The sequence below is a fragment of the Barnesiella propionica genome (genome assembly GCF_025567045.1).
GTDB lineage: Bacteria > Bacteroidota > Bacteroidia > Bacteroidales > Barnesiellaceae > Barnesiella_B > Barnesiella_B propionica.
The window spans coordinates 53,403-68,775 of record NZ_JAOQJK010000004.1 but is presented as its reverse complement, the minus strand read 5'-3'; the positions used below and the strand labels follow the sequence as shown (position 1 = coordinate 68,775).

The 15,373-nt window shown below is 40.7% G+C and carries 14 protein-coding genes; 10 read left to right on the top strand and 4 right to left on the bottom strand.

Features of this window, described 5'->3' with window-relative positions:
• Positions 1-60: 60 nt before the first annotated feature.
• Complete coding sequence (locus OCV73_RS06675) at positions 61-1,926, bottom strand: biotin/lipoyl-containing protein (RefSeq protein ID WP_147550627.1); 1,866 nt, start codon at positions 1,924-1,926, stop codon at positions 61-63.
• A gap of 164 nt (positions 1,927-2,090) precedes the next feature.
• Between OCV73_RS06675 and OCV73_RS06670 the strand changes: the two genes are divergently transcribed.
• From OCV73_RS06670 to OCV73_RS06660, 3 genes are read left to right on the top strand one after another with little or no spacing between them, the layout of a single operon-like run.
• Positions 2,091-2,822: a tyrosine-protein phosphatase gene (locus OCV73_RS06670; protein WP_147550625.1), complete on the top strand. Its 732-nt coding sequence runs from the start codon at positions 2,091-2,093 to the stop codon at positions 2,820-2,822.
• Between the two features lie 54 nt (positions 2,823-2,876).
• Complete coding sequence (locus OCV73_RS06665; RefSeq protein ID WP_262512899.1) at positions 2,877-3,146, top strand: lysine exporter LysO family protein; 270 nt, start codon at positions 2,877-2,879, stop codon at positions 3,144-3,146.
• Positions 3,143-3,748, top strand: coding sequence for a lysine exporter LysO family protein (locus tag OCV73_RS06660; RefSeq protein WP_147550621.1), 606 nt, complete (start codon positions 3,143-3,145; stop codon positions 3,746-3,748). The genes OCV73_RS06665 and OCV73_RS06660 overlap by 4 nt, the downstream gene beginning before the upstream one ends.
• 71 nt (positions 3,749-3,819) lie before the next feature.
• On the opposite strand, the gene OCV73_RS06655 is transcribed toward OCV73_RS06660, so the two are convergent.
• Entirely contained in the window at positions 3,820-6,177 is a 2,358-nt protein-coding gene (locus OCV73_RS06655) for a transglycosylase domain-containing protein (RefSeq protein ID WP_147550619.1), read from the bottom strand.
• A 360-nt stretch (positions 6,178-6,537) separates the two neighbouring features.
• On the opposite strand from OCV73_RS06655, the gene pyrB reads away from it, so the two are divergent.
• The 5 genes from pyrB to glyA are packed head-to-tail and all read left to right on the top strand — an operon-like array spanning position 6,538 to position 10,563.
• Complete coding sequence (gene pyrB / locus OCV73_RS06650) at positions 6,538-7,452, top strand: aspartate carbamoyltransferase (RefSeq protein WP_147550617.1); 915 nt, start codon at positions 6,538-6,540, stop codon at positions 7,450-7,452.
• 21 nt (positions 7,453-7,473) lie between these two features.
• Positions 7,474-7,935: an aspartate carbamoyltransferase regulatory subunit gene (gene pyrI / locus OCV73_RS06645; protein ID WP_147550615.1), complete on the top strand. Its 462-nt coding sequence runs from the start codon at positions 7,474-7,476 to the stop codon at positions 7,933-7,935.
• Between the two features lie 17 nt (positions 7,936-7,952).
• Complete coding sequence (locus tag OCV73_RS06640) at positions 7,953-8,528, top strand: flavin reductase family protein (RefSeq protein ID WP_147550613.1); 576 nt, start codon at positions 7,953-7,955, stop codon at positions 8,526-8,528.
• Positions 8,525-9,253, top strand: a complete 729-nt coding sequence (locus OCV73_RS06635; RefSeq protein ID WP_167551226.1) for a porin family protein — start codon at positions 8,525-8,527, stop codon at positions 9,251-9,253. Before OCV73_RS06640 ends, OCV73_RS06635 begins: the two co-directional genes overlap by 4 nt.
• Positions 9,254-9,282: 29 nt before the next feature.
• A complete protein-coding gene (gene glyA / locus OCV73_RS06630; RefSeq protein WP_147550609.1) occupies positions 9,283-10,563 on the top strand; it encodes a serine hydroxymethyltransferase in 1,281 nt (426 codons plus the stop codon).
• A gap of 83 nt (positions 10,564-10,646) precedes the next feature.
• On the opposite strand, the gene priA is transcribed toward glyA, so the two are convergent.
• Both priA and OCV73_RS06620 read right to left on the bottom strand, forming a co-directional pair.
• Positions 10,647-13,112: a replication restart helicase PriA gene (gene priA / locus OCV73_RS06625; RefSeq protein ID WP_147550607.1), complete on the bottom strand. Its 2,466-nt coding sequence runs from the start codon at positions 13,110-13,112 to the stop codon at positions 10,647-10,649.
• 116 nt (positions 13,113-13,228) lie between these two features.
• Positions 13,229-13,843 carry a porin family protein gene (locus tag OCV73_RS06620; protein ID WP_147550605.1) on the bottom strand — a complete coding sequence of 205 codons (615 nt, stop codon included), beginning with the start codon at positions 13,841-13,843 and terminating at the stop codon, positions 13,229-13,231.
• 278 nt (positions 13,844-14,121) lie between these two features.
• Here OCV73_RS06620 and OCV73_RS06615 point away from each other — a divergent pair, with 278 nt between their 5' ends.
• A complete protein-coding gene (locus OCV73_RS06615; RefSeq protein WP_147550603.1) occupies positions 14,122-14,436 on the top strand; it encodes a metal-sulfur cluster assembly factor in 315 nt (104 codons plus the stop codon).
• 11 nt (positions 14,437-14,447) lie between these two features.
• A complete protein-coding gene (locus OCV73_RS06610) occupies positions 14,448-15,206 on the top strand; it encodes a UDP-2,3-diacylglucosamine diphosphatase (RefSeq protein ID WP_147550601.1) in 759 nt (252 codons plus the stop codon).
• Positions 15,207-15,373: the final 167 nt, after the last annotated feature.

Below are 15,373 nucleotides of genomic sequence, written 5' to 3'. Positions count from 1 at the left end.
TTATCTTCTTTTTACAAATCGCATAATTAAAAGCCTTTGTGATAACCGGTTCCAAATATATTATTCTTCAAATTCAATCAATGGAGCATTCGCCATTACAATATCGTTCACATGTACAAATATACGTTTGACTTTTCCGGCCATCGGCGAAGATATATCATTTTCCATTTTCATGGCTTCGTATACGATAACGACATCGCCTTTCTTGATCTCGTCTCCTTCCTTTACATGTATTTCGACAACTTTTCCGCTCATAGGAGCATCGATTACCGATCCGGTAACAGGATCTTCCGCAACAGGAACTTCATCAGCTACCGGTGCTTCTTCTGCTTTCTTTTCGGGTTCGACAGCTTTATATTTCGCTGCTTTTTGACCTTTCAGGAAAGTAGTGGCAACATTCGGAAACAGTTCAAGTAGCAAATATTCCTGTTCATTCTCCGCTAATTTCACACCTCCATATTCAGGTAATACAGGATTTTCCGGAGCTTTGTAAGAGGACATGTCATACGGTTTTTCCTGACGGCTGCCCGTAATCTTTTCCCTGAAAGCCGGATCGATAGGAACCGGAGTCTCACCATATTCTCCTTTTACAAGCGCTATAAACTGATTGGAAACAGTCGTATATTCAGGATTACCTTTCAATTTGTCCAGCGCACAACTTACAGCCTGACTTCCTACGATCTGGCTGGTAGGCGTTACCAAAGGCACAAGTCCGGCGTCCATGCGAACTTTAGGAATCAATTTCATGGCATCGTCCAAAACATGTTCTGCCTGTAATGATTTTAACTGGGCCACCATATTGGAATACATACCTCCGGGAACTTCAGCTTCTTTAACCAGCAAATTCGGTTTCGGGAAATTAAAATATTCTTCTATGGCATGACAGGCATCCAGCAACTCCTGTTCTTTATTTTGTTTGGCAGCTTCAATAGCTATATCGAATTGTTTGTCTATTTCGGCGGGCAAAGTATCTTGCAACGGATCGAATGCTTTCGGGAAACTCTTTACCAAATCATAAGCAGACAGTTCCTTACGGATACCTTCCAGTTCTTTACGGATATTGCCTACGACTTCCATATCCACATCCATTTCCACACCTAACTTTGTACAGAATACATAAAGCAATTCGATAGCCGGCGCGGCAGAACCCCCTCCGAAATACCAAATATTCGTATCAAGAATATCGACACCATGTATAACAGCCATTAAAGAAGACGCCAATCCATAACCGGGCGTACAATGTGTATGGAAATCAACAGGAACAGAAAGTGCAGACTTCAATTTAGGCATCAAGCTGGCTACTCTGGAAGGAGTTACCAATCCGGCCATATCCTTCAAAGTTACCATTTTTGCGCCCAGTTTCTCAAGTCCCTTAGCCTTATTTACAAAATAATCATCGGTAAATATAGGTTTCGGAGTTTTAGGACCGCCGAAAAAAGATTTGAGTTTATCGCTAAACGAAACCTCATAATGAGGATCTACCGTATAACAAACGGCACCATCGGAAATTCCGCCTGCCGCATTAATTTTTTCAATAGATGATTTTACATTGTTAAGGTCATTAAGAGCATCGAAAATACGCATAATTCCTAAACCGTTCTTAATCGCTTCCAGGTAGAAACCTTCAAGAATGGAATCGGGATAAGGCGCATAACCGAATAAATTCCGGCCTCTGGAAAGAGCCGTCAGATAGGAAGCGCCTTCTACGGCATCACTTATACTTTTCAACCGGTCCCAAGGACTTTCATTTAAGTAACGCATGACAGAATCGGGTACAGCACCGCCCCAAACTTCCATAGCGTAAAATCCGGCCTTTTTATAATAAGGAAGCACCCGGTTTACCTGTTCCTGAGTGAGTCTTGTAGCAAACAGTGATTGTTGCCCGTCGCGAAGCGTTAAATCACGAATTTTCAATTTCTTAGCCATAGTTAATCGATTTAGTTTAAATTGTAAACAAAAGACCTTGCGAATCCGTTATAATAGAAATACAAATATAAATTATTTTTATATGATTTTCAAAATAAATCAGTATTTTTGTTCAATAAAGTATATTAGTAATAGGGGACATTTAAATACATAAATCTCAAAGCATGTTTGGATTATTTAAGAAAAAGGAAGAAAATAGAAGTAAATTATTCTATACTACCGATATGCATTTACATATCCTGCCCGGTATAGATGACGGTTCTCCTGACGTCGAAACATCACTGGAATTAATACGCAATTTACAAAAATGGGGTATTACCCGCGTGATTGCCACTCCTCACATAACAGAAGCAACTTTTGAAAATACTGCCGAAACGATAGAAAACGCTTATCGTAAACTGAGAGAGGCAATGGATAAGGAAGGCATGAAAATGGATATACATTATTCAGCTGAATACCGCATGGACGAAAATTTTATGGAAATAGTCCGCAAAGGCGAAATCATCCCTTTTCCCAATAACTACGTACTTATCGAGAACTCATTCCTACAGCCTTTTTACCAACTGAACGATCTCATCTTTCAGTTACAGTTAAAAGGTTACCAACCGATCCTGGCACACCCCGAAAGATACTCTTATTATTTCGGGAATAAAAAAATATATGACGACCTGCACAACCAGGGCTGCTTGTTTCAGGTCAATCTGCTTTCTATCGGCGGATATTACAACAAGGCGGTAAAAGGTATGGCCGAATGGCTCTTAGAAAAAGGTTATATCGATTTTCTGGGTTCGGATATGCATAACAAGAAACATGCAGCCTTTCTCACCGAATTTATCGACAGCAAAGAGTTTAAGAAAATAGAAGAAAAAGTCAATATTAAAAACGACCTGATTTAAGTTAATTTCAAAACCTCATTATTTTCATTATCTGCATCACATATGTTCGGAGTCATGGGAGTCATGATAATCGGTATATGTATCGGTTATGCGTTACGCTCACAAAAAAAAATTCAACCCGTCATAGGGAGAATCACCTTATATATTATTTTCCTTTTATTGTTCTTTATGGGAATCTCCATAGGAAATAACAAGGAGATCATACATAATCTGGGAGGACTGGGTTTGCAAGCTATTATTATCGCCGTAGCCAGTACCACGGGTAGCGTACTTCTCGCATGGTTGTTATTCCGCACATTATTTAATAAACACAACCGGCCATGAAGAACAGCCTCATTATTCTCGCTTGTTTTCTGGCAGGTGTGACCGCCTCATACTTTCGGTGGCTACCGGAATGGACAAACCAGCACGATTATAGTTTATACATTTTATATATCATGATGTTCTTTGTAGGAATAGGATTAGGATTCGATATCAAGAGCCTGATACGTCCCTGGAAAAAATACAAAGCAAAAATACTTCTTATACCCTTGGCGACAATTGCCGGTACTATTCTTTTTTCGGGTGCGGTTTCTATCGTACTTCCCAATACCGATTTGCGCGAAACCATTGCCATAGGTTCGGGGTTCGGATATTACAGCTTATCGGCTATATTTCTGGATAAACTCGCAGGAAGTGATATAGGAATGATGGCACTTATCAGCAATCTCGCCAGAGAACTGCTGGCTTTATTGACCATTCCGTTCCTCGCCCGTTTTTGCGGTAAACTCGCTCCTATTTCGGCAGCTGGCGCAACATCATTAGACACCACTCTCCCCGTCATCGCTTCTTCTGTTGGAGAAGACTTTGTCATCGTATCGGTATTTCACGGGATCATCGTCGATTTTTCTGTTCCGGTTATTATATCTATGCTATACTGGCAATAAAATATATCCCGGAAATTTTTTCTTTCCGGGATATATACATCTATTAAAACCTTAATACATAAGCACTATATCTATTCGAATATTCCCTCTATACCTTGGGGCTCATATTCCTCATACTTGTCGTCCATTCCTCCTCCGCTACAAGGATCTGCATATTCCGGAGGAATCACAAAATTCTCGTCCTGAGAATAACCCAACTTCTTATCTCCATATACCTTTTGCATATATAACCCGTATATGGGTAATGCCATGCTGGCTCCCTGCCCGTCACCCATTCCGTCGAAATGTATAGAACGGTCTTCACCCCCTACCCATACACCGGAAACAAGACTGGGCGTAAAGGCCATGAACCATCCGTCTGAATTATTATTGGTCGTACCTGTTTTCCCACCCATAGGAGCTGTAATTCCATAACGGAAACGTATACGTCCGCCCGTTCCCCTGTCAATAACATCCCGCAACATAGGTAATATCTTATAATAGGCAGCCTCACTGAATACTTCGGTATAAACAGGAGTAAATTCAGATATCACATTTCCATGGTTATCTTCTATGCGGGTGACGAACAACGGATCTACTCTTACTCCTTTGTTTGAAAAAGCCGAATAAGCCGTAACCATCTCCTCGACCGAAACTTCAGACGGTCCCAGGCACAATGAGATAACAGGATCTATATGATTCTTGATACCGAACGAATGCATCAGGCGGACCAGGCTTGTAGGGGATAAACGGCTCATCACTCGTGCGGAAATCCAGTTATTAGAATTGGCCAGTCCCCATCTTAGCGTCACCATTTCCCCGGCTCTGGCTTTCGATGAATTTCTGGGAGACCAGGGTCTTCCGCTTTCATCCATTAGCGTCGGTTGGGCATTCAACTCCATATCGCAGGGAGAAAATCCTTCTTCCATTGCCAATGTGTAAAGGAACGGTTTTACGGTAGAACCTACCTGACGGCGTCCCTGAGATACCATATTATATTGGAAATGTGCAAAATCTATACCTCCTACGTAGGCTTTCACATGTCCGTTATGAGGATCCATAGACATAAAACCGGTACGCAGGAAAGACTTCTGGTAACGAATAGAGTCCATAGGAGTCATAATCGTATCGATCATTCCATTATATGAAAAAAGTTGCATCTCCACAGGAGTATTGAATGCTTTTCGTATTTCACTTTCCGAATAACCGTCGTTTTGCATACTCCTGTAACGGTCGCTTTGCTTCATAGCTCTTTCTAATATAGCAGCCCTGTCTTTTTCCGATATGCTCCGGGAAAACGGACCGTAACTTCGCCCTTTCTTCTCGGAAAAGAACCGAGGCTGTAAGTATCCGCCTAAATGCTCTCTTACTGCTTCTTCGGCATATCTTTGCATACGGGAATCTATAGTCGTATAGATCTTCAGACCGTCGGTATAAATATTATATTTGGAACCATCGGCCTTCCGGTTTTTTTCACACCAGCCATATAACGGATTAGTCTCCCAAGCAATAGAATCATCTACGAACTTCTGCTGTTCCCATCCGCGATAATCGGACCGTACCGGCTTACGCGCCGTCATCATCAGACGTAATTGTTCACGAAAATAGGGAGCCAGTCCTTCTTTATGATCCACGCGGCTAAACTTAAGTTTTAGCGGAAGATTTTTCAAAGAGTCTCTTTCGGCAGCCGTAATATAATCGGCTTTATACATCTGGTTAAGTACCGTATTGCGCCGTCCTCGTGAACGTTCGTTATGCCGTACCGGATTATAATAGGAAGGATTTTTACACATTCCTATCAATGTGGCTGCCTCTTCTATCTTCAGTTTATCGGGAGTAGTTCCGAAATAAATACCGGCAGCAGACTGTATTCCCACTGCATTATTCAGGAAATCGAACTGATTAAGATACATATTCAATATCTCTTCCTTGGTATAACAACGTTCCAGCTGTACGGCTATTACCCACTCAATAGGCTTTTGAAACAACCGTTCCAGAACATTATCGGCACTCGGAGAGAAATACAGCTTTGCCAATTGCTGGGTGATGGTACTTCCTCCTCCCGCACTTTTCTGCAAGAACAAGCCCCTCTTGATGATCGCCCGGAATAATGCTTTTACGTCAATACCCGAATGCTCGGTAAAGCGGGCATCTTCCGTAGCAATAAGAGCCTGCACCAAATAAGGCGAAATCTCTTTATAACCCACATATACACGATTATTCTTACTCTGGTAAAAACGGCTCAGAACCTGCATATCTTCCGAATAGATTTCAGAAGCGTACTTATCTTTCGGGTTTTCCAGATCTTCGATAGGCGGCATATATCCGATGTACCCGTTGCCTATCATTGAAAACAATATGACAAGAGCAAGCACACCGAAAATGAAGCCTCCCCATAAAAAACGTATCACATACGTCGTATTCAATTTCTTATTGTTCTTCTTTTTCATGTCGTCACCTATAATACGTGCCCGTTATTTCATTTATATCCGCACAGTAAGCATCCTGATGGCCGGACCGCACATTTAATAAAACAAAGGTACAAAATATATTCGATACCTTTTACGGGCAAATAATATAACAATATTTTTTAAGTAGATTTATTTTGAAATGGACTTTTTTTTGTACATTTGTATTCGTTATGAAATTGTTTGTAAACACATACAAGCTACTGAAATACAGGCTCTCTTTTCGAGACCAAAGCATTCAATTGCCGATAAGATATCGTCAAAAAGGCCAGTTCGCCCTCTAAAGTCGGATTGGCTTTTTTGTATATAAAAACATATTATAACCCATTACGCTCTTAACCGATGAAACAAGAAAGTTTAGTATCTATTACAGACTTTTCAAAAGAAGAGATCCTGGACCTGCTGGAAAAAACCAGGCGTTTTGAAGAAAATCCCGACCGGAAAGTTCTGGAAGGAAAAGTAATCGCAACCCTTTTCTTCGAGCCGTCCACCCGCACACGGCTCAGTTTCGAAACGGCGGTGAACCGTTTAGGCGGTAGAATCATAGGTTTTTCCGATGCTTCCACCACCAGCTCTTCAAAAGGAGAGACGCTCAAAGACACCATTATGATGGTAAACAATTATGTAGATCTCATCATTATGCGCCATTATCTGGAAGGGGCTGCCCGTTATGCCTCGGAAATTTCATCGGTACCGGTGATCAATGCCGGAGACGGAGCCAACCAGCATCCGTCACAAACCATGCTGGATCTTTATTCCATTTATAAAACACAGGGAACACTGGAAAATCTGAACATCACGATGGTAGGCGATTTGAAATACGGGCGTACCGTACATTCCCTGCTCATGGCTATGTCTCACTTCAGTCCCACGTTCCATTTCGTCGCTCCCGATGAGCTGAAAATGCCGGTAGAATACAAACTATTCTGTGAAAAAAATCATATTCCGTACGAGGAACACAGCGATTTTTCGGAAGAGGTAATCAACCATGCCGATATATTATATATGACACGTGTCCAACGGGAACGGTTCACCGATCTCATGGAATATGAGAAAGTCAAAAACGTATATACCCTGCATAACGAAATGCTTGACGGCAGCAAAAACAACCTGCGCATTCTCCATCCGTTACCCAGGGTCAATGAAATATCCTACGATGTGGATAATAATCCTAAAGCATATTATTTCGAACAGGCCAGGAACGGTTTATATGCCCGTCAGGCCATTATTTGCAAAGTATTAGGTATCGAAATTTAATTCACCGAAAAATTCGAAATCATGAATGTCGAAAAAAAAGAACTGGAAGTCGCAGCCCTCGAGAACGGAACCGTGATAGATCATATACCTTCAAGCCAACTTTTCAAAGTAGTATCGCTCTTGGGACTGGATAAGCTGAGCAACAGCATAACCATAGGAAACAATCTGGCCAGCAAGAAAATAGGAACAAAAGGGATCATTAAAGTAGCGGATGTATTTTTTAAAGAAGAAGAACTGAACAAAATCGCCCTTATTGCCCCGAATGCTAAAATAAACATTATCCGGAACTATCGTGTTACGGAGAAAAGACAGGTAGAACTGCCCGATGTTATTTACGATATCGTTCGCTGTAATAATCCCAAATGTATAACTAACAACGAACCGATGAGCACAATTTTCCATGTCGTAGATAAAAAAAACATAGCCATAAAATGCCAGTATTGCGAACGAACCGTAACTAAAGACGAAATAGAAATCTGCTAACCAGAAACAGAATTGAAATGAAACTAAACTGGAAACCGGGAACGATGATATACCCTCTGCCGGCTGTGCTTATCAGCTGCGGGAATAAACCGGAAGAATATAACCTGCTTACCGTAAGCTGGGTAGGAACTATCTGTACAAACCCTCCCATGTGTTATATCTCGGTCAGACCCGAACGGCATTCTTATCCTGTTATCCGGGATAATATGGAATTCGTCATTAATCTCACGACAAAAGATATGGCCTTCGCGACAGACTGGTGTGGGGTAAGGTCGGGAAAAGATCATCGTAAATTCGAAGAAATGGGACTGACTCCGGGAACTTCGACTATAGTCAAAGCTCCGTATATCGAGGAATCCCCTTTATGCATAGAATGTAAAGTAAGGGAAATTATAGGATTGGGATCTCATGACATGTTCATCTCGGACGTAGTGAATGTTTTAGCGGACGAGCGCTTCATCGACAAAGAAACGGGAGCTTTCAATATGGAGAAAGCCAATTTATTGGTATATTCGCACGGTCACTATCATGAACTGGGGAACGAGATCGGAAAATTCGGATGGTCGGTTCAAAAAAAGAACAAAAAAACATGAAAAGAATCCTGGTATTCTTAATTATACTGGCTTTAACTTCCACGTTATCACAAGCACAGTTTAAATTAAAAGACCTGAACATCAATAAGAAGTTCAATTGGGGAATTCGTGCCGGAGGCAACGGAGCATTCTTGAACATTCTGGATTACAAAATCGGCGGAGAGACCGAAACAAAACCCCAGGCAAACTCTCAGTTGGGATTTGTCGGTTCCATTTTTTCCAGATATAATTTCAAACGGAATTTCATCCAGCTTGAAGTTTCCTATATGACCTCCCGTACCTCCATACAACTTGATCCTTCCGATTTTTTCCCGGAAATGGAGATTCCTCAAAAACAATTATTACAAATAAGAGAGCATTCTCAATCTATAAATATACCGTTGTTATATGGTTTCAATATAGTGAAATCGTCTCCTTATCTGTTAAATTTTTTTATCGGCCCGAAAGTAAAATATATTTTTTCGAACCACTGCAAAAATACCCAGTCCCCCCGTTTTGGACTGGAATATATGAATGACGACAAAAATTACGCTATATACGGCGTAGCGGGCGTTAGTACAACCATCGGAAGGTTATATATCGATTTCAGATATGAAATATGTTGTACATCTTTCAAGAACAATACATATACACTCACTCCGTCCGACATCAGTTATACACCCGTTACAGCCACACTTGAACGCTCGACTAACGAACTAAATATATCGGTAGGTTTTTTTTGGTAATAGATTCATACACTAAATACATTATTACAATGAAGAGAGATAATGCAATTTTCGACATCATCGAAAGAGAACATCAAAGACAGAAAAAAGGCATCGAACTGATCGCATCGGAAAACTTCGTCAGTGAACAGGTCATGCAGGCTATGGGCTCCTGCCTTACCAATAAATATGCCGAAGGTTATCCGGGTAAACGTTATTACGGTGGCTGTGAAGTAGTAGATGAAGCCGAACAAATAGCGATTGATCGGTTAAAAAAAATATTTGGGGCCGAATGGGCAAACGTACAACCCCACTCTGGTGCTCAGGCTAATATGGCCGTATTCATGGCTGTACTCAATCCGGGAGATAAGTTCCTCGGACTCAACCTTTCCCATGGAGGCCATCTCTCTCACGGTTCTCCTGTAAACTTTTCCGGACTGGTTTTCCATCCTCTGGAATATAGCGTAAAAGAAGATACCGGCTATATCGACTACGATATGATGGAAGAAGTAGCTTTGCGGGAACATCCTAAATTACTTATAGGAGGAGCTTCTGCTTATTCACGTGAATGGGATTATGCCCGTATGCGTAAAATTGCAGACGAGATAGGCGCTATATTTATGGTAGATATGGCACATCCGGCCGGGCTTATTGCGGCGGGAGAGTTGGAAAATCCGCTTAAATACGCTCATATCGTTACTTCTACTACACATAAAACACTAAGAGGACCGCGCGGAGGTATCATTTTACTGGGCAAAGATTTCGAAAATCCCTGGGGAAAAACCACTCCCAAAGGAGAAATCAAAAAGATGTCGGCTCTGCTCGATTCTGCCGTATTCCCGGGTGTACAGGGAGGTCCCCTCGAACATGTGATAGCAGCTAAAGCAGTAGCTTTCGGAGAAGCTTTACAACCGGAATATAAAGAATACCAAAAGCGAGTTAAGAAAAATGCAGCCGCTATGGCAAAAGCACTGATGGACAAAGGTTATAAAGTCGTTTCCAACGGAACCGACAACCATTGTATTTTGGTCGATCTCCGAACTAAGTTGCCGGATCTTACAGGTAAAGTTGCAGAGAAAGCCCTCGTACTGGCCGATATTACGGCAAATAAGAACATGGTGCCTTTCGACAGTCGCTCTCCTTTCCAGACTTCCGGAATACGTCTGGGAACACCTGCCATAACTACCCGCGGAGCAAAAGAAGAACTGATGGGCGATATCGTGGAAATGATAGACACGGTTTTACATCATGTTGAAAACGAAAGTATCATCAAATCCGTACGCGATAAAGTAAACACAACTATGAACCAATACCCTATGTTCGCATATTAAATCTAAATAAACAAACCGTATATTAAAAATGTGCTGCCTGAAAAAGCAGCGCATTTTTATATCTTATTCTTATATCATTCCTTTTACATAGGATCTACATCATAATATAAGATAAGAGATTTAAAGCGCCCGTCCGTAAGCATATTCTCATATACTTTCCTTAATATCTCTTTCACTCTTATCATGGAAGCGTTCACTTCCACCTTTAAAACTATTTTACGGATATACAAAGATTGCACACGGGCCACAGGAGGGTTATCTGGTCCCAGTACACGTTCTCCAAATACCTCTCGAAGAGTCCGGGCATACTGGATTGAAAGACTATTCAGTATTTGTTCATCCTTGTGTTTCATATAAATATAGATCAACCGAAAGAAAGGAGGATAAGAAAATTGCTTCCGCTCCGACAACTGTGTTTTATACATCCCCTCATAATCATTATCCATGACCTGCCGTATTAACGGATGATTTGGTTCCGATGTCTGCAATACGACTGTTCCCCTGTGATTTTTCCGACCCGCACGTCCCGCCACCTGTGCCATCATTTGATAAGCCCTTTCATGAGCTCGAAAATCCGGATAATTCATCATAGTATCCGCATTCAGGATACCTACTACGCTCACATGATCGAAATCCAATCCTTTAGTTACCATTTGTGTCCCTACCAGTATCCTGGTTTTTTGTTGTTCAAAATCCGAAATAATCTGTTCGTAAGAATTTCGGGAACGAGTCGTATCCAGATCCATGCGGGCAGCTTCATATCCGGGAAAATATTCCTGTACATCTTCCTCTATACGTTCCGTCCCATAACCTTTTATTTCTATAGTCGGCTGACCGCATGCCGGACAAACGCGGGGTATCTCATACGTATAACCGCAATAATGGCAAGTAAGCTGATTAAACCTTTTATGATAAGTAAGGCTTACGTCACAATGTTCGCACTTCGGAATCCAGGCACATTCTTTACATTCAACCAAAGGAGCAAATCCGCGTCGGTTTTGAAATAAAATAACCTGTTCTCCCTGTTTCAAAGCCTGAGATGCATTATCTATCAATACTGGAGAGAAATTACCGCTCATCCTTCGTTTTCTCCTCAGTTCTTTCACATCGGCAATTTCGACCAAAGGCAGTTCTAACTCTTCAAAACGGGAAAGAAGCTCCACCAAACCATACTTTCCTTGGCGGGCATTATAGTAAGTTTCGATAGAAGGAGTAGCCGTTCCCAATAAAGTCTTGGCACCATGCATAGATGCCAGAACAACAGCAGCATTACGGGCATGATAACGCGGAGCCGGATCATATTGCTTATAACTATTCTCATGCTCTTCGTCTACGATAACCAACCCCAGATCCCTAAAAGGCAAAAATATAGAAGAGCGGACACCCAGAATAATTCCGGTTTTTTTCTCGTTCAGCAGATTATTCCAGATCTCGACACGCTCATTATCAGAAAACTTCGAATGATAAATTATAAGTTTATCTCCAAAAACCCGTTGTAAACGGGTAGTCAATTGAGTCGTCAATGCAATTTCAGGTACCAGGTACAAGACTTGTCGTCCGGCATCCACTACCTGTTTGATTAAATGTATATATATTTCAGTCTTACCACTGGATGTAACCCCATGTAACAGTGTGACGTCATGAGTCCGGAACGAATCCGTTATCTGTTCATAGGCTCGCTTTTGCACCTCCGACAACTCAGCAATATCCTGTAATCGTACCGACAATGAGGCAAAACGGCTGACTTCTTTCTTATACTTGACAAATATACCCTTCGCGATCATCGCGTTCAATATGGAAACGGAAACAGCCGATCGCTCCAACAAATCTTTCCGGGACACTTCACGATACATCCCCTTTCTCATAAAACAAGAAAGATCCAGATAAGAAAGTAAAAGCACTTCCTGTTTTTTTGCCGATTTCACTTTATCAAAGACCTCTTTCAGTAAATCTTTCTCTTCGGGAGGAAAAGACATACGCACATAAACCTCGGTTTTCGGCTTATAATTATTTTTGATTTGTTCCGAAACAAATAAAGCTTCTTTCTCCAACAACCCCCTGACCACCGGAAGAATATTTTTCAATCCGGTTTCCCGTTCCAGTTCCGAAAGACTCATCTTACCATTCCGGGACAAGGTATCCAGCAAAATTAACTCCCTGTCTTTCAGCCGGACTTCTTCACTTTCTTCATATTCTCCATTCAAGGTCACTGTAGTTTCACTCTCTAATTTCAAGCCCGAAGGAAGAGCGGCTTTATATACATCTCCCACCGAACAGAGATAATATTCTGCAATCCATTCCCAGAACCGTAGCTGAGGCCGACGCAACACCGGTTTATCATCCAGCAAAGAAATAATTTCTTTTGTTTCATAACCAACCGGAGCCAAATCGTGCAGATACGCCACTATGGCCGTATAATATTTTTTTCGGCCGAAAGGAACCACAACCCGGCTCCCCTGTTGTAAACAAGATCGCATATCGTCCGGAATCCGGTAAGTAAAATACTTATAAAGCGGCAATGGCAAAATTACGTCGGCAAACTGGCTCATATAAAATTATTCCGTTATATAAATACAAAGATAAATATAAAAAGCTCCCGAAGAATCGGAAGACAACTAAATCTTTTCGATTCTCCGGGAGCCTGCAGTTTCCCTGTATATTTTTATTAGAACAGATAAGCAGCTGTAATCGTCCAGGAACGGTTTTTAGCCTTCACATCATTAATCGACGGATATTTAACAGCTTCTGTTACACCCCAGCCATATTGAGCCGCAACTTGCACTTTCTTAAATAATTCCAACCCCAGACCGAGATTAATCGTCAAATCAAAATCCTTTTCTTTATACTGTTCTTTTATATTATTTCCTACCAAAAAACCAAAACTGGGCCCCGCATATATATACGGTTTAACAATATTACCTACGGCAGGTATACCCAGTTTATATTTTAAATTAATAGGAATATCAATATAATCCAGATGCTGGGTCTTATGTCCGAAAGCCTCCTCCGCTGCATCGGTCAATGTTCCCAAATTTATTTTGGAACCTTTCCGGGTATACATCAAAGAAGCATCGACACCAAATCCCACGACAGGTACCATAAATTCTGCCATAACCCCACCGGTAAAACTGGTAATATTATCGGATTTCAAAATATCCGTACTGAATGACATTTTAGAAATATTAGCACCGGCTTTAATACCAAATCTAAATTGGGCAGAAGCAGGCACAGCCATCATAAAGGCTGTAACTAACATTAAACAAACAGCAAGTTTTTTCATATTCGTTTTTTTTATTTAATAAATAAAGTCATCTATAACTAATATAACATTAACAGCAGTAAAAACGTTATCACACAAACGCAAATTTAAACTAAAAATTGCGAAAAAACAAAATATACCTTTATTTTTAAAAGTTTTGGCTGATAAATGATCTCGCTTATTTCTATGTCCTATCTTAGTTTCTTTCCGGTTTTTAATATTGAATTTTATTATTTTTATCGAAAACAACCGGTAATTCCGGCAAAAAAAAGTATCTTCGTTTTTATAAACGACATATTATGGATAGTAAAGAACTTACAGTAGAAGAAAAAATAGTACAAATGCTGAAAACAGTATATGATCCCGAAATCCCGGTAAACGTTTTCGACCTCGGACTCATATATAAAGTAGACGTTGAAGACGGCAATGTTAAAATAGATATGACGCTTACCGCCCCTAATTGTCCGGCGGCAGATTTTATCGTTGAAGACGTTCGCATGAAAGTAGAAAGTATCGACGAGGTAAAAAGTGTGGATATACAGTTGGTCTTCGAGCCAGAATGGGACAAAGATATGATGAGCGAAGAAGCCAAACTTGAGTTAGGTTTTCTTTAAAAAAATGATTAATGGCTAAGAAAACATATTTTTTATCGGACCTTCATCTGGGAGCATCTTATCTGAAAAATCCCCGGGAAAACGAACGTAGGATCGTACGCTTTCTGGACAGTATCAAAGAGGATGCGAAAACTATTTATTTATTGGGAGACATACTCGATTACTGGTATGAGTATAAAACAGTTGTGCCCCGAGGATATACCCGTTTTTTTGGCAAAATAGCAGAGCTCACCGACCGGGGAATAGAGATACATTGGTTCATAGGCAACCATGATATCTGGATATTCGATTACCTTCCGTCCGAACTGGGAGTCATCGTACACGACGGCACGGTAATCACCGAAATAGAAGGAAAAACATTTTTCCTGTCACACGGCGATAACGTAGGAAAAAGAGACTGGACATTCAAACTCATCAGAAATATTTTCCGCAACAAAACCTGCCAGAAATTATACGCCTCCATACATCCAAGATGGACAATTCCCTTCGCCCACAAATGGTCTTCACACAGCAGAAAAGCCGGAGACCCGGAAACAACAGCTTATCAGGGAGAAAATAACGAATATCTGGTTCGATTCGCCAAATCATATCTAAAAGAACATTCCATAAATTATTTTATATTCGGGCATAGGCATATTCTCCTCGACCTGATGCTGAACCGGGAAAGCCGTATCGTCATATTGGGTGATTGGATCAATTATTTTTCATACGCCGTATTAGAAAATGGAGAATTAATTATCGATTGTTTTACCCAAGAAAATGCAAATTGACATAATACACAACACTTTAATTAATTAACAATATTTTAATATTTGAAGAATTTTCGCAATATAACATTAAATCATTACATATCAACAATTTAACAACCACATCATTCTTCTTCTCATATTTTAATCAGCAAAAACATATTATACAACATATTATTTTATTTGTTTGG